The organism is Thalassobaculum fulvum, from assembly GCF_014652915.1.
Lineage (GTDB): Bacteria > Pseudomonadota > Alphaproteobacteria > Thalassobaculales > Thalassobaculaceae > Thalassobaculum_A > Thalassobaculum_A fulvum.
Genome location: NZ_BMZS01000005.1, coordinates 119,195 through 138,310, shown reverse-complemented (window position 1 = coordinate 138,310; position 19,116 = coordinate 119,195). Strand labels below are relative to the sequence as shown.

Here is a 19,116-nt window from a genome sequence, read left to right as displayed (position 1 = left end):
TGCGTTGTGCCGCGTTTTCGGCGATGGTCGGGACTGAATTGGTTAATGGGGGACCGATGACCGAGGCGGCGAACGGGTCCGGCAGTGCCGACGGCGGCCATCTCAGCACGCGATACTGGCCGGCGACCTTCGAAGAACGGGGCGTGGTCGCCCCCTTCACGACCCCGACGCTGGCGTTCTCCCGCGTCCGGTCCGACCACAACGAGGGACTGGAGATCCTGATACCGGGCATGTCCGGCAGTTCCGGCATCTACGTGATCGCCTGGCCGTCGGTCCGCGACGTGTTCCGGATGACCGTGCACGACCGGGTCCTGCACGAATCGATCGCCGAAGCCAAGGCCACGACGCCCCACGTCATGCGGCGCTGCGCGAACCAGACGGCGATGACCGGGCTCGCCGGGCCGGACGCGGTCGAATGCTCGAAGGCGGCGCTGGAGCAGGAAGAGAACGAGCGCCTGCTCACCAACTTCTACCTGGTCAACTCGGTGGTCGACCGGTTGTCGAGCGCCCAGGCGAAGCTGACCGTGGCCGAGCTGTCGTCGCCGGACGGCAAGCGCAAGGTTCGCTCGGTCCTCGACGACATCGCCCGCCGGATCGGCGCCTCGTCCGAGCAGATCTACCGCAGCCTGGAGGTCTGGTCCGACCTGATCGCGCCGCTCGGCCTGCCGGTCATGCCGCACGAGTGCCGGCTGCGCCGGCTGATGAGGCGGCTCGAAGGATTCCGGATGAACGCCGAGGAGTGGGGCCGGCGCTCGAACGCCGACCCGGACGGCATGTCGTTCCTGGCCGCCGACGTCGTCAAGCTCACCCTGGACATCGGCTATCCGGTGATCGAGCAGGTCGACGCGCACGCCGCCGACCTCGCCGGAACCCTGGCCGCGTGGAAGACCGCCGAGGGAGAGATCCGCGAGCGGGTCGACCGGCTGTCCTGGCTGCTCGACGGCTGGGAGCACGTGCTGACGATCTGGGACGGCGTGCTGGAATCGCCGATCTGGGAGCAGGTCGAGACCATGGAAGAGATCGTCCGGATGCTGCCGCTGGTGCCGAAGAAGGAGCTCGAGCGGCAGATCGGCGACGCCTGGGGCGATCTCGAGAACGCACTTCGGCGCTTCGTGAAGCCGATGCAGAGCTGGCAGTCGGGGGAGCTCGATCTCGACCTGCTGCTGCGCGTCGAGGGCCGCCGCGCCAAGGCACTGTAGGGAGTCCGTCATGCCCGCCTCCCCGCCCGACCGTTCGCTCGATCTTCTGGCCGGCCGCGTCTTCGACATCCCGGAGCCGCAGTTCGTCGACCTGGTCCGCTCGCTGGAAGCGCGGCGGCTCCGCATCGACCAGCGCGCCACAGCGGACGCCGTGCTCAGCCGGCTGCGGCCGCGCATGTCAATGGCCCGACCGGCCCGGCGGCCGACGCCGCAACGGCTGTTCTGCCTGCCCTTCGAGGACCTGCTGTACGACCCGGGCACCCGGCGCAAGGCGGTCGGGCGGATCCCGCGCTCGGCGATCGCGCCGATCTGGGCGCTGTTCGGCGAGCACGCGAGCAAAGGCGCGATCGAGGCCGCGGCCGCCGCGCTGCGAACCGCCGACCCGGAGGACGCGGCCGCCGTGCTGGCCGCCGGCGGACCGTTGTGGACCGAAGGCGCGCGGGTGCTGTCGACGCTCGACTCGACGGCCCGCAAGACCGCCAACGGCCGGGCGCAGCTGCGCGACGCGCTCGGCGGCGAGCCGGTGCTGGCCTCGCTCGACGACATCGTCGTCATGCTGCGCATCGCGCACCCGATCCTGGAGTTGCGCTCGGCGCTGCCGCCGCCGCCGATCGAGACGGTGGACAAGCGCGGCCTGGCCGCCCTGGTCGAGACCCTGAAGACGGTGGCGGCCCTTCACCGCGACGCCGTGCCCTACGTGCTGTTCGCGCTGATGGCCCGCCTGCGCGACCTCGGCAGCCTCGCCGAGCTGTTCGAGATGCTGGCCGGGACCGAGGCCGGCGACCTCGTCCGGGCGGTCAGCGACCAGGCCGGTGAGGCGGTCGTCAGCCAGAGCGAGGACCGGCTGATCGACGTGCGGACCGAACTCGCCGACGAGGACCTGCCGAAGGCCGACGTGGCCCGGGCGCTCGGCCGCGAGGTCGACGCCCTGGAGCGGGCGGCGCGCGCGGTCGGCGGCGGACGGGCCCTGGCCCGGCGGATCGACCGGGTCAAGGCCGAGCTCGGCCGGGTCGCCCGCGAGCACGTGGTGACCGGGGCCGACGAGCAAGCCCTGGCGGCGATCGCCGCGCTCGACGATCCGCTGGCCAGCAACGAGGAGGAGTTGCGGGCCCTGCGCGAGGCCGAGGACCGGATCGTGGCGCTGCGGCTGTGCCGGAAGCTGGCCGACGACCCGGAGACCACGCAGGTGATCGACGGAGCGGTCAAGCGGATCGCCGCCGGCCTCGACGCCCGCGGCCGGGATCTGGTGCAGCGGCTCGACGCCAACGACGTCGAGGTCTCGGTGATCGACCTCTACAACACCGTCCGCCTGGTCGAGCTGGTCGAGGGCTCCGACAAGGCCGACAAGCTGCGCCTGGCCGGCATGAAGGCGATGAAGGGGTAGCCCCGCGGTCGCCCGGCAGCCCTGCTGGCGGGGCGCCGGGACGTCGCTCACGCGCTCGCCGGGAGCGGGTCCGCCGCACGCGGGGCGGTCAGGACCGCGACCCGGCCGACAACCGGTGGTGCAGTACGTAGAATATTAACCGCTGCCGCGTTCTATTGGCTTCGGCGAACGAGAGTCGGCGCTTCATCGGGTATTGGCGCGCGACCAAGTCAGCAGGGGCCGCATGATGCTGTCAAAGAGGTTTGCCTTCGTCGGGCTGCCGGCCGCGCTGCTCGCGGCAGTCCTGCTGATCGCGACCTACCACTTCGCCGTGCTCACCAACCTGAAGAGCAGCGTCGAGGCCGTCGCGGCGTCGATGGCGCAGATCTTCGCCAACACCCTGTGGAGCGAGTACGGCTCGCTGGTCGCCGAGTCCGGCTCCATGGATGCCACGGCGATCCGGCGAGACCCCCGGACGCACGCCCTCGATCGCGAGGTCCGCAAGATCGCCGCCGGGACCAGGGTGCTGAAGGTCAAGGTGTACTCGCCGAACGGCATCACGCTGTACTCGTCGGATCCCGCCCAGATCGGGGGCGACTACTGGAAGGAGCGGAACTTCCAGGTGGCACTCAACGGCGGCATTGCGAGCCGCCTGACCCGCAAGCCGACGTTCGAGGCGCTCGACGGGCCGCGCCGCGATCTGGTGGTGCTCGAGTCCTATATCCCGGCCTGGTCCCGGGACGGTCGATCCAAGATCATTGCCGTTCTCGAGATCTACTCCGACGTGACGGATCTCGAAGCGGCCATCCTGCGTCGACCCGAAGCGCTGGCGGCCATGGCCGTTGTCGTCTCGGTGCTGCTCGCGATCTTCGCCGTTCAGCTGCTCGTACTGCGGCGAGCCGAACGCCGCTGGCTCGACGAGCAGGCCGCCCGGACGAGGATCGCGGCGGAGTACGCGATCGAGTACGAGGCAAGCCGGGCCAAATCGGCGTTCCTCGCCGGCATGAGTCACGAACTGCGGACGCCGCTCAACGCCATTCTCGGATTCGCCGAGATGATCCACGCCCAGATCCAGGGCCCGATCAGCCAACCCCGATACGTCGAGTACGCCGATCATATCCATCGCGCCGGCCGCCATCTCCTCGGCGTGATCGGGAACGTGCTCGACCTGAGCAAGATCGAAGCCGGCAAGACCGAGATCACGCTCGCCGATGTCGATCCGTCGGACATCCTCGGTTCGTCACTGGACATGCTGGGACCGGACGCCGAGCGCAAGGGAGTCACGATCCGCCGCGACATCGCGCCGGACCTGCCGCAGATCCACACGGACGGCGGAAAGCTCCGGCAGGTTGTCCTGAACATCGTCTCGAACGCGATCAAGTACACCGACCGCGGCGGCGCCATCACCGTTTCGGCATCGGTCGACGAACGGTTCGGCCCGGTTCGGCTCGTGATCTCCGACAACGGGGTCGGGATGTCGGAGAAGGATCTCGAGGTGGCCTTGACGCCGTTCGGTCGGGTATCGACCCACGTCGCCGGCCAAGAGACGGGTACCGGCCTCGGCCTGCCGCTGGCCAAGCGGACCGTCGAGGTTCTCGGCGGCACGTTCGACATCGCCAGCGCCCCCGGCAAGGGGACGCGAGTCACGATAACCCTGCCGGCCGTCGCAGCCTGAACCGCCCGACGGTGGGGCTTGCACCCGGTTTCCCCGCGGTCCTACGCTCGGAGATCACTTCCAGCGAAAGGATCCAGGGCCATGGCCCAGCCCCGCTTTGCCTTCCTCGACGACAAGATCGTTCCCTGGGACGAGGCCACCGTCCACGTCTCGACCGGCGCCTTCAAGTACGGTGCCTCGGTGTTCGAGGGCCTGCGCGGCTACTGGAACGAGAAGCAGCAGGAGATGTACGTGTTCCGCATGGCGGAGCACATGGACCGCTTCACCTTCTCGCAGCGCTTCATGCGCTTCGACGAGGTGTTCTCGCCGGACTACGTCACCGAGAAGACCCTCGAGCTGCTGCGCGCCAACGAGTGCAAGGGCGAGAACGTCCACATCATGACCACCGCCTACCTGAAGGGCGGCGCCGCACCGGGCGTGACCGGGCCGGTCGGGCTGGCGATCACCACGCTGGAGCGGCCGCGCATCGCCAAGATCACCTCCGGTGTGTCGGCGCAGGTCAGCTCGTGGGTGCGGGTGGCCGACAACGCCATGCCGATGCGGGTGAAGTGCAACGCCAACTACAACAACGGCCGGCTCGCCAGCATGCAGGCCCAGGCCGACGGCTACGACACCGCGATCTTCCTGAACAGCCGCGGCAAGGTCTCGGAAGGCCCGGGCATGTGCTTCTTCATCGTCCGCGACGGCCAAGCGATCACGCCGAGCACGTCGAACGACATCCTGGAGAGCATCACCCGCACCACCGTGCTGCAGCTGCTCGACGAGCTCGGCATCCCGACGGTGGAACGCGACGTCGACCGCTCCGAGATCGTGGCGGCCGACGAGGCGTTCTTCTGCGGCACCGCCTGGGAGGTGACGCCGGTGACCATGATCGACCGCCTGGCGGTCGGCGACGGCGCCATCGGGCCGATCACCAAGCGCCTGCAGGAGACCTACTTCGACGTCTGCCACGGCTATTCCGGCGCCCATGGCGAGTGGCGGATGCCGGTCTACAAGGCGGCGGCGGCGAAGGCGGCGGAGTAGTGCCGCTCGGCACCGAGCGCCGGCTCGGCCACGCCAGGCTCTGGCACCGCCGGCCGGCCGCGGGCGATCCGCGGCCGCCGGTGCTGCTGGTGCACGGCGGCTATCACGGCGCCTGGTGCTGGGACTACTGGGCGGAGCGGCTGGCCGCCGTCGGTCGCGAGGTCGCCGCCCTCGACCTGCGCGGCCATGGCGGGCTGCCGCAGCCACCGGGCTATGCCGAGGCCGGGGTGATGGACTTCGCCGGGGACGTGGTCGCCGGCATCGACGCGCTCGACCGGCCGGCGGTCGTGGTCGGCCACAGCCTCGGCTGCCTGCTGGTTCCGCTGGCCGCCACGCAGCGGCCGACCGCCGGGCTGCTGCTGGCCTGCCCGTCGCCGCCCGGCAACCTGCCGGGGGCCCGGAAGGTGCCGCTGGTGCCCGAGGGCGCGCCGGTGCCGCCGCTACCGGCCGAAATCGCCCGGACCCGCTACGCCATCCATCTGTCCGACGCCGAGCTGGCCGATCTCGCCGCGAAGCTGTGCCCGGAGAGCCCGCGACTGCTGAACGAGCGCTACGACCTGCGGATCCCGGTCGATCCGGCGGCGATCGGCGCCCCGGTGCTGGTGGTCGAGGGCGGCCGCGACGACCCCGAGCGCCACCCGGCCGGCCAGGACGCGGCGATCGCCCGGTTCTACGGCGGCGACCACATCCGCCTGGACGACGCCCCGCACGACCTGATGCTCGGTCCCGGCAGCGACCGCTGGTTCGACGCTGTCTGGGCCCGCATGGACGCCCTCCTGGCCCGGGCCTGACCGCCATGCTCGAGAACCTGCCGCGGATCGACCTGCTGGACGGCCCGACGCCGTTCCAGCGCCTGCGCCGCCTGGAGGCCGAGACCGGCCACGGCGCGCTGTGGGCCAAGCGCGACGACGTCGCCGCCCTTGGCCTCGGCGGCAACAAGTTGCGCAGCCTGGAGTACTGGGTTGCCGAGGCCGGGCAGCGCGGCTGCGACATGCTGGTGGTGGCCGGGGCGCCGGAATCCAACCAGTGCCGGCTGACCGCCGCGGCCGCCGCCAGGCTCGGCCTGGAGTGCCTGATCCTGCACGGCGGCAACCCGCCGGAGAGCGCGGTCGGCAACCTCATGCTCAACCGCCTGCTGGGCGCCGAAATCCGGTTCCTCGGCCCGGTCGACGAGGACGAGCGCGGCCGCCGCGCCCGCACCGCCGTCGAGGAACTGACGGCCGCCGGCCGCCGCCCCTACCTGGTCGGCGATCCCGTCGTCGGCGCGCTCGGCTATGCCCGGGCGGCCGGGGAGCTGGCGCGGCAGGCCCGCAGCGCCGGTGTGGCGCTGCGCCACGTGGTGCTGCCCGGCTCGATGGGCCCGACCGAGGCCGGCTTCCTGTACGGCTGCGCCCTGCTCGACCTCGACCTGACCGTGCACCTGGTGAGCGTCGAGTACCAGGCCGACGAGTTGCAGGCCCGGATCGCCGGCATCGTCGCCGGGCTGGAGCGCCGTGCCGGCCTGCCGGCCGGCGACTGGCAGCGCCGCATGACGATCCACATGGACCAGCTCGGCCCCGGCTACGGCCGACCGACCCCGGAATCGGTCGCGGCGGTCGCGACCTGCGCCCGGCTGGAGGGCTTCTTCCTGGAGCACACCTACACCGCCAAGACCTTCGCCGGGCTCCTGGCCCTTCTGGACAGCGGCGCGATCCCGGCCGGCGAGCCCGCCTGCTTCCTGCACACCGGCGGCGTCCCGGCGCTGTTCGGGCAGGTGGCGGACCAGCCGGGGCTCGTCGCCGCTGCGCGGTGAGACGCCGGCGCTCCACCCTGCTGGCCTGGCTGATCCGGCTGGCGGTACTGGCCGCCGTCGTCGCCGGGCTCCTGGCCGTGCTGTGGGGCGCGCGGCTGGCCTGCGGGGCCAATCCCGGCTGCCCCTGGTCGACGCTATGGCGGACGCGGTAGACAGGGTCGCGCCGCACAAACGAGGGAGCCCGCGATGTTTCTGAGCAACCAGGACGTGGTCGAGCTGGTCGAGTGGCGGCGCGAGCTGCACCGCCGGCCGGAGCTGTCCGGCGACGAGCGCGAGACCGCGCGCACGGTCCGCGGCTTCCTCGAAGGCACCCGGCCCGACCGCCTCGTCGCCGGCCTCGGCGGGCACGGGGTGGCGGCGGTCTACGAGGGCGCCGAGCCGGGCCCGACCCTGATGTTCCGGGCCGAGCTCGACGGCCTGCCGATCGCCGAGGTCTCGGACATCCCGCACCGCTCGACGGTCCCGGGGAACGGCCACATGTGCGGCCACGACGGCCACATGGCGATCCTGGCGGCGTTCGCCCGCGGCCTCGGCCGCCGGCGTCCGCGGCGCGGCCGGGCGGTGGTGCTTTTCCAGCCGGCCGAGGAGAACGGCGCCGGCGCCGCCGCCGTGGTCGACGACCCGAAGTTCCAGGAGATCCGGCCGGACTTTGCCTATGCGCTGCACAACATGCCGGGGATGACGCTCGGCCGGGCCGGGCTGGCCGAGGGACCGGCCAACTGCGCGTCCCGCGGCATGCGCGTAGTGCTGACCGGCCGGACCGCCCACGCCTCGATGCCGGAGCACGGAGTGTCGCCGATGGCGGCGGTGGCCCGTCTGATGCCGGCCCTGACCGCGCTCGGGACCGGGCTCGGGTCCGACGGCGCGCTCGGGCCGGACTTCACGATGGTGACGGTCACCCACGCCCGCCTGGGCGAGCCGGCCTTCGGGATCGCGCCCGGCGAGGCCGAGCTGTGGTCGACGCTGCGAACCCTGACCGACGGCCGCATGGACGGCCTGGTCGAGCGGGCCGAGCGCCTGGTCATGGACGCCGCGCGGGAGTCCGGCCTCGGTTTCGAAATCGACTACCACGACGTGTTCCGGCACTGCGAGAACGCGCCCGCGGCGGTCGCCCACCTGCGCCGCGCCATGGAAGCCGAGGGCGTGCCCTGCGACCCCGACGTGCCGCCGATGCGCGGGTCCGAGGACTTCGGCCGGTTCGGCGACCACGCCGCCTCGGCGATGTTCCTGCTGGGCGCCGGCGAGGACCATCCGAGCCTGCACAACCCGGACTACGACTTCCCGGACGACCTGATCGCGATCGGCGCCCGGGTGTTCATGCGCACCCTGCGCGACCAGCTGGGATAGGACGGGCGTCGCAGCGGCGGGCGGTTTCCGGCTCGGCCGCGCCGGGACGGCGCACCCGTTCGGAATGACGACGGCAGAGGAAGGGCTCCTTCTCATGACGTCATCCCGGAGCGGATCGCCGCGGGCGGACCGCATCCGGGAGCCGCGACGCGACCTTGGGTATGCGCACATCTGAAAAATGTGAGCTGATTCATTTTGTTGTGCCAAACGACATCGCTGGGTCCCGGCTCTTCGCTGCGCTTCGGCCCGGATGAGTGCTTACAAGACCTCATCCCGGCCGTAGCGGCGAAGCCGCGGAGAGCCGGGACCCAGCTGACGTTGCGAGACTTGTTAATCACGTAGACGACACGATGGGCGCATGCAGCCCTGCCGATGACGCCCCCGCCACACTGCCGCGGCGGTTGCGGGACAGCGCGGGCGGGTGCACCAGGTCACGCTGCTTCCGGCCACCAACCGAAGCAGGGAGGGCCGGATGACCGAGGCACCGCCGCTCACGCCGGACTTCGACGTCTGGCCGGTCGGCCGCCGCCCGGTGTCGGCGACGGTCGCCGGCAGCGACGTGGTGGTGACCTGGGAGGACGGCATCGCCAGCCGGTTCGACTTCTGGTGGCTGATCGACAACTCGCCGATGCCCGAGCACGTCAACCGCACGACGCGCGAGCCGACCCTCGACCTCTCGGCCCTGCCCGACGACTTCCACGCCACGGCCGCGACGGTCGAGGCCGGCGGCGGGCTGTACGTCACCTGGAGCCACGGCGTCTCGGCCAGCCGCTACCACCCCGGCTGGCTGGCGGCCCACGCCTACGACGCCCCGGCCGGCGGCGGGTTCGACGCCGACGACCGGCCGCGACCGGTCACCTGGGACGCCGCCGCCATGGCCGAGCCGCCGAGCTTCGACGGCAGCCGGATCCTGGAGGACGACGCCGCGCTGGAGGCCTGGCTGACCGCCGTCGCGGTCTACGGCTTCGGCCGGCTGCGCGGGGTGCCGGTCGAGCCCGGCACCGTCGAGCGGGTGGCCCGGCGCATCGGCACCGTGCGCGAGACCAATTTCGGCCGGGTGTTCGACGTGCGCTCCAAGGTCGACCCGGACTCCAACGCCTACACCGCGCTCGAGCTGACCCCGCATGTCGACCTGCCGACCCGCGAGTACCAGCCCGGGCTGCAGATCCTGCACTGCCTGGAGAACTCGGCATCCGGCGGCGAGGCGATGATGGTCGACGGCTTCCGGCTGGCCGAGCACCTGGCGGCGGAGGAGCCCGGGACCTACCGGATCCTCTCGACCGAGCGCTTCACCTTCCAGAACCGCGCGAAGACCTCCGACTACCGCTGGCTGTCGCCGGTCATCGTGCTCGACCCGGCGACCGGCAGCCCGACCGAGGTCAGGATCGCCGGGTTCCTGCGCGGGCCGCTGGCGCTGCCGGCGGAGCGCGTGGCCCCGGCCTACCGGGCGCTCAGGCGGGTCTTCGCGCTGTCCCGCGACCCGCGGTTCCGGATCGCCTACGGCTACCGGCCCGGCGACCTGGTGCTGTTCGACAACCGCCGCCTGCTGCACGGCCGCGCCGCCTTCGACCCGGCGGCCGGCGCCCGCTGGCTGCAGGGCATCTACCTGGAGCGCGACGAGTTGCACTCCTGCCTGCGGATACTCCGGCGGCGCAGGCGGCTGGCGGCCGGAACCGACTAGCGGCCTCTTCCCTGCCCGCAACCTCCCAGTGTATCAGGGATCACCGTCGGCCCCGTGGCGGAACTGGTAGACGCACGCGACTTAAAATCGCGAGCCTTCGGGCGTGCGGGTTCGAGTCCCGCCGGGGCCACCACTCGACCGTCGTCGCCGGTCCCCTACTCCGCCGCCTCGGTCGCCTTGCGCAGGGTCCGGTCCTCCGGGAACCGCACGCTGACCGTGGTGCCGTGACCCTTGATCGAGTCGATGGTGAGCGTGCCGCCGTGCAGCCGCACCATCGACTTCACCAGCGGCAGGCCGAGGCCGGTGCCGCCGTAGGACTTGTCGTAGCGGTCGTTGAGCTGGACGAACGGCTCCATCGCCCGGCCGATGTCGGCCCGGTCCATGCCGATGCCGGTGTCCGCCACCACCAGCGCGATCCGCTCGTCCGGCTCCAGCCGCCCGACCACCTCGATCCGGCCGCCCTTCTCGGTGAACTTCACGGCATTCGAGACCAGGTTCAGCAGGATCTGGCGGACCAGCCGCTCGTCGGCGCGCAGCCGCGGCAATTCGGCATCGACGTGGATGTCCAGCGTCAGGCCGCGGCTGCTCGCCAGGTCCTCCATCATCCGGCCGACCCGGCGGACCACCGCCCGCACGTCGACGTCGACCTCGTGCAGCTCGACCTTGCCGGCCTCGATGCGGGAATGGTCGAGCAGGTCGTTGACCAGGGTGAGCAGGTGCTCCCCCGCCATCCGGATGTCCTCGGCATAGGTCTTGTAGCGGGGGTCGCCGAGCTTGCCGAACGGCTCGTTGCCGAGCAGGTCGGAAAACCCGATCACCGCGTTCAGCGGGGTGCGCAGCTCGTGGCTCATATTGGCCAGGAACGCGCTCTTCGCCCGGTTGGCCGCCTCCGCCTCGGACTTCGCCGAGGCCAGCGCCTCGACCGACTGCTCCATGCGCCGGGTGTCGGCCCGCACCCGGGCGACCACGCGGTTGTACTGCCGGGCGATCGGCTCGACCTCGGAGCCGATCTCGACCGGGATCGGGTCGTCCATGCGGCCGGACCGGAAATGGTCCTCCATGGCGACGATCAGGTCCTGCATCGCCGACGAGGCGTCGTGCTCGGCGGCATTCAGGCCGATGCGCTCGCCGTCGGCCGAGATCCGCAGCGGGGTGACCAGGTTGATGCCGCGCAGCACCAGATAGGTCGCCCCGAACGCGAACGCGCCGATGCTCGCCACCCCGAGCGCCTGGACGCCGAGCTGCTCCAGCCAGCCGCGGCCGAGGATCGCCGGGTCGCCGAACAGGGCGACCGCCAGGGTCCCCCAGATCCCGGCGAACAGGTGGACCGGGATCGCCCCGACGGCGTCGTCGATCCGCAGGCGCTCCAGCAGGATCATGCCGAACGGGACGATCGCGCCGCCGACCGCGCCGATGACCGCCGCCTCGCCGGCGTCGACGACGTGGCAGTTCGCGGTGATCGCCACCAGCCCGCCGAGGATGCCGTTCAGCAGGGCGTCGACCCGGGCCCTGCGGGTGATCGCCGCCGCCACCGCCTGCGCCACCAGCCCGCCGAAGCAGCCGGCCAGCATGGTGTGGACGATGATCGGCGCGACCCGGCCGTCCAGCGCCAGGGTCGAGCCGCCGTTGAAGCCGATCCAGCCGAACCACAGCAGCATGGCGCCGATGGCCGCCAATGGCAGGCTGTGCGGCTGCGGGGTCATGCCGCCGTCCTGGAACCGGCCGATCCGCGGGCCGATCACCAGCACCGCCGCCAGCGCCACCCAGCCGCCGACCGAGTGCACCACCGTGGAGCCGGCGAAGTCGACGAAGCCGGCGGCCTCGAGCCAGCCCGCCGGGCCGCCGTCGGCCCCGGCCCAGGCCCATCCCCCGGCGATCGGGTAGATCACCCCGGCGATCATCGCCGACACCGCCACGTAGCCGACATAGCGGATCCGCTCGGCGACCGCGCCGGAGACGATGGTCGTCGCGGTCCCGCAGAACATCAGCTGGAACAGGAAGAACGCGGCCGGCCACCCGATGCCCTCGGCCGACGATAGCGCCGGCGGGGCTCCGAACATCAGGGCGAAGCCGAACGCCCAGAACACCGCCCCGGCCACGCAGAAGTCGATCAGGTTCTTGGCGGCGACGTTGATGGTGTTGCGGGCCCGCACGAACCCGGCCTCGAGCGCGCAGAACCCGACCTGCATCACGAAGACCAGGCCGGCGGCGACGATCATCCAGGCGACATCGAGCGGTGCTGCGTCCGGCGGCATGCCGATTCCTATGACGAATCGACGTTTCCGATCAATCGGTAAGGCGGATCTCGCGGATCGCTACCGATCGGGGCTATCGATCGAGGGGGCGCAGCGGCCGGTCCGGACAGCGCCGAAAGGTCAGCCGGGGCGCCGGCTCCGCGCGCCGCAGGATCCGGCCGACCGGGTCCCAGTCGAACACCTGCCGGGGCTCCGGCCGCTCCAGCGACATCGACGGCGCCACCACCAGGCGGGCGCCGTCGAAGGTGTAGGTCGAGGTTCCGACGACCACGTCCCGCGGCCCCTCGGTGGTTCCGAGATCCAGCAGCGCCTTGGTGTAGCGGCCGTCGCGCAGCACCATGACATGGACGTTGGCGCAGGCGACCGTGTCGCCGTCGGCCACGCCCCAGGTCCCGTCGACCGACGCGGCCGCCGCCGGACCGCAGGCCGCCAGCAGCAGCGCCGCCGTCAGCGTACCGAGGGCGGCGGCCCTCACCCCCGCCGCTCCAGGACCGCCGCCATGCGGCGCCGCGGCGCGTCCGAGGTGAAGCTGGCGGCGAAGGTCGCCACGCTGGCCTCGATCGCCGCGTCCAGCGGCAGGGTGTCCCATTGCCGGCACAGCACCTTCTGGGCGCGCACCGCCGCCGGATCGGCCTCGGCGATCGAGCGGGCGAGCGCCTGCGCCCGGCCGGCCAGCTCGGCGACCGGCACCACCTCCTCGACCAGTCCCCAGCGCTCGGCCGTGGCCGCATCGACGAGTTCGCCGGTCAGCACCAGCCGCGCCGCCCGGCCGCGGCCGATCAGCCGCGGCAGCAACGCCGCCTCGATCACCGACGGCACGCCGACCAGCACCTCCGGCATGGCGAACCGGGCGTCGGCGGCGGCGACCCGCAGGTCGGCCCCGGCCACCAGCTCCAGGCCGGCCCCGACGCAGGCCCCCTGGATCGCCGCGACCACCGGCACCGGGCATTCCATGACCGCGGCGATGGCGTGATGCAGGCCGCGGATGAAGGCCTCGGCCGACGCCGGCTCGAGCGCCGCCATCTCGCGCACGTCGGCCCCGGCGCAGAAGCTCGGCCCGGCGCCGTTCAGTAGCACGACCCGCAGGTCCGGGTCCTCGGACAGCGTCCGGAACGCGTCGGCGACGGCGCCGGACATCGCGCTCGACATGGCGTTGCGCTTTTCCGAGCGCGCCAGGGTGACGGTCGCCAGGCCGTCCTCGCGGTGGACCTCGACCAGGCTCATGCCGCGCTCTCCCCCGACGTATCCGCTTCGATCGGTTCGGCACCCAGCGACCGGACCAGCGCCCGCACCTCGTCGGCGGCCGCCGCCAGCCGGTCGGCGTCGGTCGCGCGCAGGACCAGCGAGGTGCCGAACTGGCCGGCCCGGAAATACGGGTAGCTGCCGATCTCGACGTCCGGGTAACGCGCCTGGATCTCGCCGAGCCCGGCCGCCACCGTGCCCTCGCCGATGGTGCAGGCGACGGTGTGCGACAGCACCGGCGCGCCGCCCGTCAGCCGGCCGGCCAGGCCTTCGAACATCGCCTGCATGATGCGCGGCACCCCGGGCAGCACGTGGACGTTGCCGATGATGAAGCCGGGGGCCGCCGAGACCGGGTTGTCGATCAGCTCGGCGCCGACCGGGATGTCCGCCATCTTGCGGCGCGCCTCGTTGAACTCGATGCCGGTGTTGGCGTAGTGCGCCGTCAGCCGGCGCATCGCCTCGGCGTTGCGCTCGACCTCGGCGCCGAACGCCTTGGCGATGCAGGCGGTGGTGATGTCGTCGTGGGTCGGCCCGATGCCGCCAGAGGTGAACACGTAGGTATAGCGCTCCGACAGGGCCCGCACCGCCTCGACGATGGCGGCTTCGTCGTCGCGCACTACGCGCACCTCGGCGAGGCGGATACCGAGCGCGTTCAGGCGCTCGCCGATATAGGCGAGGTTCTTGTCCTGGGTGCGGCCCGAGAGGATCTCGTTGCCGATGATGCACAGGGCGGCGGTGACGGGCTGGTCGGCCATCGGGGGAACTCCGTAGTCGGCGTCGCGCAACGCGGGCGATGGGAGCCGCCGGCCGTCGCCGAGTCAAGAACGTCGCCGGCAGGCGGGGGCTGCCGGCCGGATCCGCGCGGAAAACGCGCGTCAGGTTGCCGCAAGCCTCGCGCGCCCACACTCAACCTGCGGCATCCGGTAACCGCTTGTTAACCCCGAGCCGACAAGGATTGAACCGTCAGGTGAGGCATGAGCGCCCTCAACCTAAGGGTTGGAAGAATCAAAACGACGCCCGACGGTTCCGTCGAGGCGCCGGAACCCGTGACGCCCGTCCAGGCAGCGGCGGCGTCCGGCAAGGGAGAACTCGAATGACCCTCCGAGTCAAAGTGCCGCTGATCGCGGTCCTGCTCTGCCTCGTCTCGTGCGCGCTGATCGGCGCGCTCGCCTATGTCCAGAGCCGGGACGCCCTCTATCAGAGCGCCGAGGACCGGCTGACCTTCATCGCCGAGACCAAGCGCGACCAGCTGACCCGGTCGCTCGACACGATCGCCAACACCCTGGACGGGATGGCGCGCAGCGAGGCGGTGTTCCAGGGCATCGAGAGCCTGATCGTGGCCGTCGACGCCGACGAGCTCGACATCATCCGCTCGACCTACGCGAACCCCGAGCTGAGCCCGAAGGAACGCGCCGAGATCACCGGCGAGAACGTCAAGGGCATGTACTCGTGGCGCCATGCCGGGCTGCACGCCTCCTTCCTGTCGCAGTGGCGCAGCTCCGACATCTCCGACGCCTATCTGGTGATCCCGGACGGCCGCATCATCTATTCGATCACCAAGTCCGACGGATTCCTCGGCAGCATCGGCGAGCTCGGCGAGAGCCCGCTCGCCAAGGTCGCGCGCAGGGCCCTGGAGGCGCCCCAGGGCGAGCACGTCTTCGAGGACTTCCAGGCCTACGACGCCGGGTCCGAGAAGGTGTCGGCATTCTGGGGGCAACCGGTCTACCGGCTGTCCACCATGGCCGACGGGCAGCCGCCGATCGCCGCGATCCTGTTCCGGACGTCGGCCGAGAAGGTGGCGGAAGTGATCGGCGGCAAGGAGACCGACGGGACCGCCCAGGACAACTCGCTGGTCGGGGCCGACGGCGTGATCCGCTCGAACCGGGTCGCCGGCGACGGGGCCGCGGCGCTGCAGTACACGTTTCCGGCGGCCCTGCAGGAGGCGCTGGCGGCCGGCGGGCCGGGGTATCTCGAGTTCGACGATCCGCTGACCGGCACCATCCTCGGCGCCTTCCAGCCGCTCCAGATCGGCGGCCAGCCGTACCATGTCCTGTCGGCACAGAGCGAGGACAAGGCGCTTGCCGCGGTCGACCGGATGGGCCGCAACATCCTGCTGCTGACCGCTGCGGTCGTCGTCGTGCTCGGCGGCCTGACGGTGCTGCTGGGCGGGCGCCTGACCGGACCGATCCGCAACATGGCGACGGCCGTGCGCCGGCTGGCCGACAACGACCTCGACGTCGAGGTGCCCGGCCTCGACCGGTCCGACGAGATCTCGGACATCGCCAAGGCGGTGCAGGTCTTCAAGGAGAACTCCCAGCGCATCCATCAGATGGAGGTCGAGCAGGCCGAGGCCGACCGCCGGGCCGCCGAGGAGAAGCGCCGCGCCATGGACGAGCTGGCGACCCGGTTCGAGCAGTCGGTCGGCAGCCTGGTCGGCACGCTGGCCAGCAACGTCGACGAGGTCCGCCGGCGCGCCGAGGCGATGAGCCAGGCGACCGACGAGGCCCGCTCCGAGGCCAGCGTGGTGGCCGGCTCGTCCGAGCAGTCGAGCACCAACGTGCAGGCGGTCTCGGCCGCCGCCGAGGAGCTGGCCGCGACGGTCACCGAGATCGGCAGCCAGATGACCCGGGCCGCCGAGATGTCGCGCCAGGCCAACGAGGAGGCCCGGCGCGGCGACGGCCGGGTCCAGGCGCTGGCCGAGACCGCCCAGCAGATCGGCGACGTGATCACCCTGATCCAGGACATCGCCGAGCAGACCAACCTGCTGGCCCTGAACGCCACCATCGAGGCGGCCCGGGCCGGCGAGGCCGGCAAGGGGTTCGCGGTGGTCGCGTCCGAGGTCAAGAGCCTGGCCAGCCAGACCGCCAAGGCGACCGAGGAGATCCGCGCCCAGATCGAGGAGATCCAGTCGGCCAGCCGCGACGCGGTCGAGACCATCAAGGCGATCGCCGAGGTAGTGCAGTCGCTCGAGCAGATGAACACCGCGGTCGCCTCGGCGGTCGAGGAGCAGGGTGCGACCACCCAGGAGATCGCCCGCAACACCCAAGAGGCGGCGTCCGGCGCCAGCCAGGTCTCGGACGGCATCGCCAAGGTGTCGGCGGCGTCGGAGCGCACCGGCGAGGGTGCGGCCGAGGTACTGCACATGTGCAGCGAGCTGGCGGCGTCCACCGACACCCTGGAACGCGAGGTCACGGACTTCGTGGGCAGCATCCGGACCGGCTGAGCCGGCCTGACGACTCCACTCCGGGAGCGGGTGGCGCAGGGCGGCGCATCGCACTACGGTGCCGCCCATGGACCTGCCCCGCCCGCTCCTGGAAGGCCGCCTGGTCAGGCGGTACAAGCGCTTCCTCGCCGATATCGACCTCGGCGGCGAGGTGGTCACGGCGCACTGCCCGAACCCCGGCGCCATGACCGGCCTGAACGCGCCCGGGCTGCGCGCCTGGCTGTCGCGCTCCGACGACCCGAAGCGCAAGCTGGCCCACACCCTGGAGCTGGTGGAGGCGGACGGCGGCCTGGTCGGCATCCACACCGGCCGGCCGAACGCGATCGTCGCCGAGGCGATCGCCGCCGGCACCGTCCCCGAGCTCGCCGGCTATCCGGGCCTGCGCCGCGAGGTCCGCTACGGCACCAACAGCCGGGTCGACCTGCTGCTGGACGGCGACGGCCGCGGCCCCTGCTACGTCGAGGTCAAGAACGTCCACCTGCGTCGCCCGGACGGGCCGAACCCGGGGGCCGCCGAGTTCCCGGATTCGGTGACCGCGCGCGGCGCCAAGCATCTCGAGGAGCTGGCGGCCGCGGTCGCCGCCGGCCGGCGGGCCGTGATGCTGTTCTGCGTGCAGCGCATGGACTGCGACCGGGTGGTGGCCGCCGCCGACATCGATCCGCGCTATGCCGAGGGCCTGGCCCGGGCGGTCGCCGCCGGGGTCGAGGCGATCGCCTGGGATTGCGCGATCACGCCGGAGCGCATCACGCTTCGCAAGCCGCTGCCCGTCATCGTCTGAGGCCTGTCGTCCAGTGAGGATCGAGCCATGACCGAGAGCTACGACGCCATCGTCATCGGAGCCGGGGTGATCGGCGCCGCCGTCGGCCTGGAGCTGGCCCGCGCCGGCCGCAAGGTGCTGAACGTCGACCGCCTGCCGGCCGCCGGCTACGGCTCGACCGCCAACTCCTGCGCCATCATCCGGGTGCACTACTCGACGCTCGACGGCACCGCGCTGGCCTACGACTCCTATTTCGACTGGAAGCGCTGGACCGACTACCTGGGTGCGACCGACGACCGGGGCTACGCCGAGTTCCGGGAATGCGGCTGCCTGGTGATGAAGACCGAGCAGAACGGCCACCTCGCCCGGATCGTCGAGAACGTCTCCCGGCTCGGCATTCCGTTCGAGGAATGGGACGCCGAGCGCATCAGCTCGGCCCTGCCGATCTACGACCTGCAGCGCTACTGGCCGGCCAAGCGGCAGGACGAGCCGGGCTTCGGCGAGCCGACCGGCGGCGCCCTCCAGGGCGGCGTGTTCTTCCCGACCGCCGGCTACGTCAACGACCCGCAGCTTGCCAGCCACAACCTGCAGCGCGCCGCCGAGGCGGCCGGCGGGCGCTTCCTGTTCAACCGCACGGTCGTCGAGATCCCGGTCGCCGGCGGCCGGGTCCAGGGCGTGGTGCTGGACGACGGCAGCCGGATCGCCGCCCCGGTCGTGATCAATGTCGCCGGCCCGCATTCGTCGCGGATCAACGCCATGGTCGGCGCCGACCGCGACATGACCATCACCACCAAGCCGGTCCGGCAGGAAGTGGTCCACGTCGACGCGCCGGCCGGATTCGACGTCGCGCGCTCCGGCATCGTCGTCTCGGACAGCGATATCGCCTGCTATGTCCGCCCGGAGACCGGCAACCACATCCTGGTCGGCAGCGAGGACCCGGAATGCGACCCGCGCGAGGTGGTCGACCCGGACGCCTTCGACCGCGACCTGAGCGACCAGGCTGTCACCCAGGCGATGCGCTATGCCCAGCGGGTGCCGACGCTGCCGGTCGCGACCCGGCCGAAGGGCGTGGTCGACCTGTACGATGTGTCGGACGACTGGATCCCGATCTACGACCGGTCCTGCGTCGACGGCTTCTACATGGCGATCGGCACCAGCGGAAACCAGTTCAAGAACGCGCCCGGCGCCGGCCGCCTGATGGCCCGGCTGGTCGAGCACGTGGAAGCCGGCGGCGACCACGACAACGCGCCGATGCCGTACCGGCTGGCCAACATCGAGCGCACCGTCGACACCGCCACCTTCTCGCGCCGGCGCCGGATCAACCCGGACAGCTCGTTCTCGGTGCTGGGATAGCCGGGGCCCCCGTCGCATCGTGGGTTCCGGATGAGCCGCGCCAAGGCGCGCCTCTCCGGAATGACGAAGGATTTGAGCGTGGCCATCCTCCCGATTTCGTCATTCCGGACCGGAACGCCACAGGCGGGCCGGGTCCGGAACCCACCCGACGGTATGGAGCCAGACGGCGACTGCGGCACACGCCACCCCGCCCCGCATCTTGACCT

16 protein-coding genes and 1 tRNA gene are annotated in these 19,116 nt (G+C 71.7%); 13 read left to right on the top strand and 4 right to left on the bottom strand.

Going from position 1 to position 19,116, the window contains the following annotated elements; all coding sequences use genetic code 11:
* Positions 1-56: 56 nt before the first annotated feature.
* From IE246_RS12305 to IE246_RS12260, 10 genes are all read left to right on the top strand, one after another.
* Positions 57-1,199 (top strand): hypothetical protein, encoded by a 1,143-nt coding sequence (locus tag IE246_RS12305; RefSeq protein ID WP_189989901.1) that lies wholly within the window; start codon positions 57-59, stop codon positions 1,197-1,199.
* Positions 1,200-1,209: 10 nt separating this feature from the next.
* Positions 1,210-2,583, top strand: a complete 1,374-nt coding sequence (locus IE246_RS12300) for a hypothetical protein (protein ID WP_189989899.1) — start codon at positions 1,210-1,212, stop codon at positions 2,581-2,583.
* Between the two features lie 223 nt (positions 2,584-2,806).
* Positions 2,807-4,237, top strand: coding sequence for a sensor histidine kinase (locus tag IE246_RS12295; protein ID WP_189989897.1), 1,431 nt, complete (start codon positions 2,807-2,809; stop codon positions 4,235-4,237).
* Positions 4,238-4,318: 81 nt separating this feature from the next.
* The gene (locus IE246_RS12290) at positions 4,319-5,260 is read left to right on the top strand and encodes a branched-chain amino acid transaminase (RefSeq protein ID WP_189989894.1); all 942 of its coding nucleotides are present in this window, start codon (positions 4,319-4,321) and stop codon (positions 5,258-5,260) included.
* Positions 5,260-6,051 carry an alpha/beta hydrolase gene (locus tag IE246_RS12285; protein WP_189989892.1) on the top strand — a complete coding sequence of 264 codons (792 nt, stop codon included), beginning with the start codon at positions 5,260-5,262 and terminating at the stop codon, positions 6,049-6,051. Before IE246_RS12290 ends, IE246_RS12285 begins: the two co-directional genes overlap by 1 nt.
* 5 nt (positions 6,052-6,056) lie before the next feature.
* Positions 6,057-7,052, top strand: coding sequence for a pyridoxal-phosphate dependent enzyme (locus tag IE246_RS12280; RefSeq protein ID WP_189989890.1), 996 nt, complete (start codon positions 6,057-6,059; stop codon positions 7,050-7,052).
* Positions 7,049-7,204: a hypothetical protein gene (locus tag IE246_RS12275; protein WP_189989888.1), complete on the top strand. Its 156-nt coding sequence runs from the start codon at positions 7,049-7,051 to the stop codon at positions 7,202-7,204. The genes IE246_RS12280 and IE246_RS12275 overlap by 4 nt, the downstream gene beginning before the upstream one ends.
* A gap of 34 nt (positions 7,205-7,238) precedes the next feature.
* Positions 7,239-8,399, top strand: a complete 1,161-nt coding sequence (locus tag IE246_RS12270) for an amidohydrolase (protein ID WP_189989886.1) — start codon at positions 7,239-7,241, stop codon at positions 8,397-8,399.
* A gap of 472 nt (positions 8,400-8,871) precedes the next feature.
* The gene (locus IE246_RS12265) at positions 8,872-10,080 is read left to right on the top strand and encodes a TauD/TfdA family dioxygenase (protein ID WP_189989883.1); all 1,209 of its coding nucleotides are present in this window, start codon (positions 8,872-8,874) and stop codon (positions 10,078-10,080) included.
* A 48-nt stretch (positions 10,081-10,128) separates the two neighbouring features.
* Positions 10,129-10,213, top strand: a tRNA-Leu gene (locus IE246_RS12260).
* A 22-nt stretch (positions 10,214-10,235) separates the two neighbouring features.
* Here the strand turns inward: IE246_RS12260 and amt are convergent.
* The 4 genes from amt to IE246_RS12240 all read right to left on the bottom strand — a co-directional run bounded on the left by amt (position 10,236) and on the right by IE246_RS12240 (position 14,332).
* A complete protein-coding gene (amt, locus tag IE246_RS12255) occupies positions 10,236-12,335 on the bottom strand; it encodes an ammonium transporter (protein ID WP_189989881.1) in 2,100 nt (699 codons plus the stop codon).
* A gap of 73 nt (positions 12,336-12,408) precedes the next feature.
* On the bottom strand, positions 12,409-12,810 hold the full coding sequence (locus IE246_RS12250) for a hypothetical protein (RefSeq protein WP_189989879.1): 402 nt from the start codon (positions 12,808-12,810) through the stop codon (positions 12,409-12,411).
* On the bottom strand, positions 12,807-13,559 hold the full coding sequence (locus tag IE246_RS12245) for an enoyl-CoA hydratase-related protein (protein WP_189989877.1): 753 nt from the start codon (positions 13,557-13,559) through the stop codon (positions 12,807-12,809). The genes IE246_RS12250 and IE246_RS12245 overlap by 4 nt, the downstream gene beginning before the upstream one ends.
* Positions 13,556-14,332, bottom strand: a complete 777-nt coding sequence (locus IE246_RS12240) for a competence/damage-inducible protein A (RefSeq protein ID WP_189989875.1) — start codon at positions 14,330-14,332, stop codon at positions 13,556-13,558. The genes IE246_RS12245 and IE246_RS12240 overlap by 4 nt, the downstream gene beginning before the upstream one ends.
* Positions 14,333-14,670: 338 nt before the next feature.
* On the opposite strand from IE246_RS12240, the gene IE246_RS12235 reads away from it, so the two are divergent.
* The 3 genes from IE246_RS12235 (at position 14,671) to IE246_RS12225 (ending at position 18,910) form a co-directional block, all read left to right on the top strand.
* Complete coding sequence (locus tag IE246_RS12235) at positions 14,671-16,800, top strand: methyl-accepting chemotaxis protein (protein WP_189989873.1); 2,130 nt, start codon at positions 14,671-14,673, stop codon at positions 16,798-16,800.
* A 67-nt stretch (positions 16,801-16,867) separates the two neighbouring features.
* On the top strand, positions 16,868-17,578 hold the full coding sequence (sfsA, locus tag IE246_RS12230; protein ID WP_189989871.1) for a DNA/RNA nuclease SfsA: 711 nt from the start codon (positions 16,868-16,870) through the stop codon (positions 17,576-17,578).
* A gap of 27 nt (positions 17,579-17,605) precedes the next feature.
* Positions 17,606-18,910 carry an NAD(P)/FAD-dependent oxidoreductase gene (locus tag IE246_RS12225; protein ID WP_189989869.1) on the top strand — a complete coding sequence of 435 codons (1,305 nt, stop codon included), beginning with the start codon at positions 17,606-17,608 and terminating at the stop codon, positions 18,908-18,910.
* Positions 18,911-19,116 lie beyond the last annotated feature (206 nt).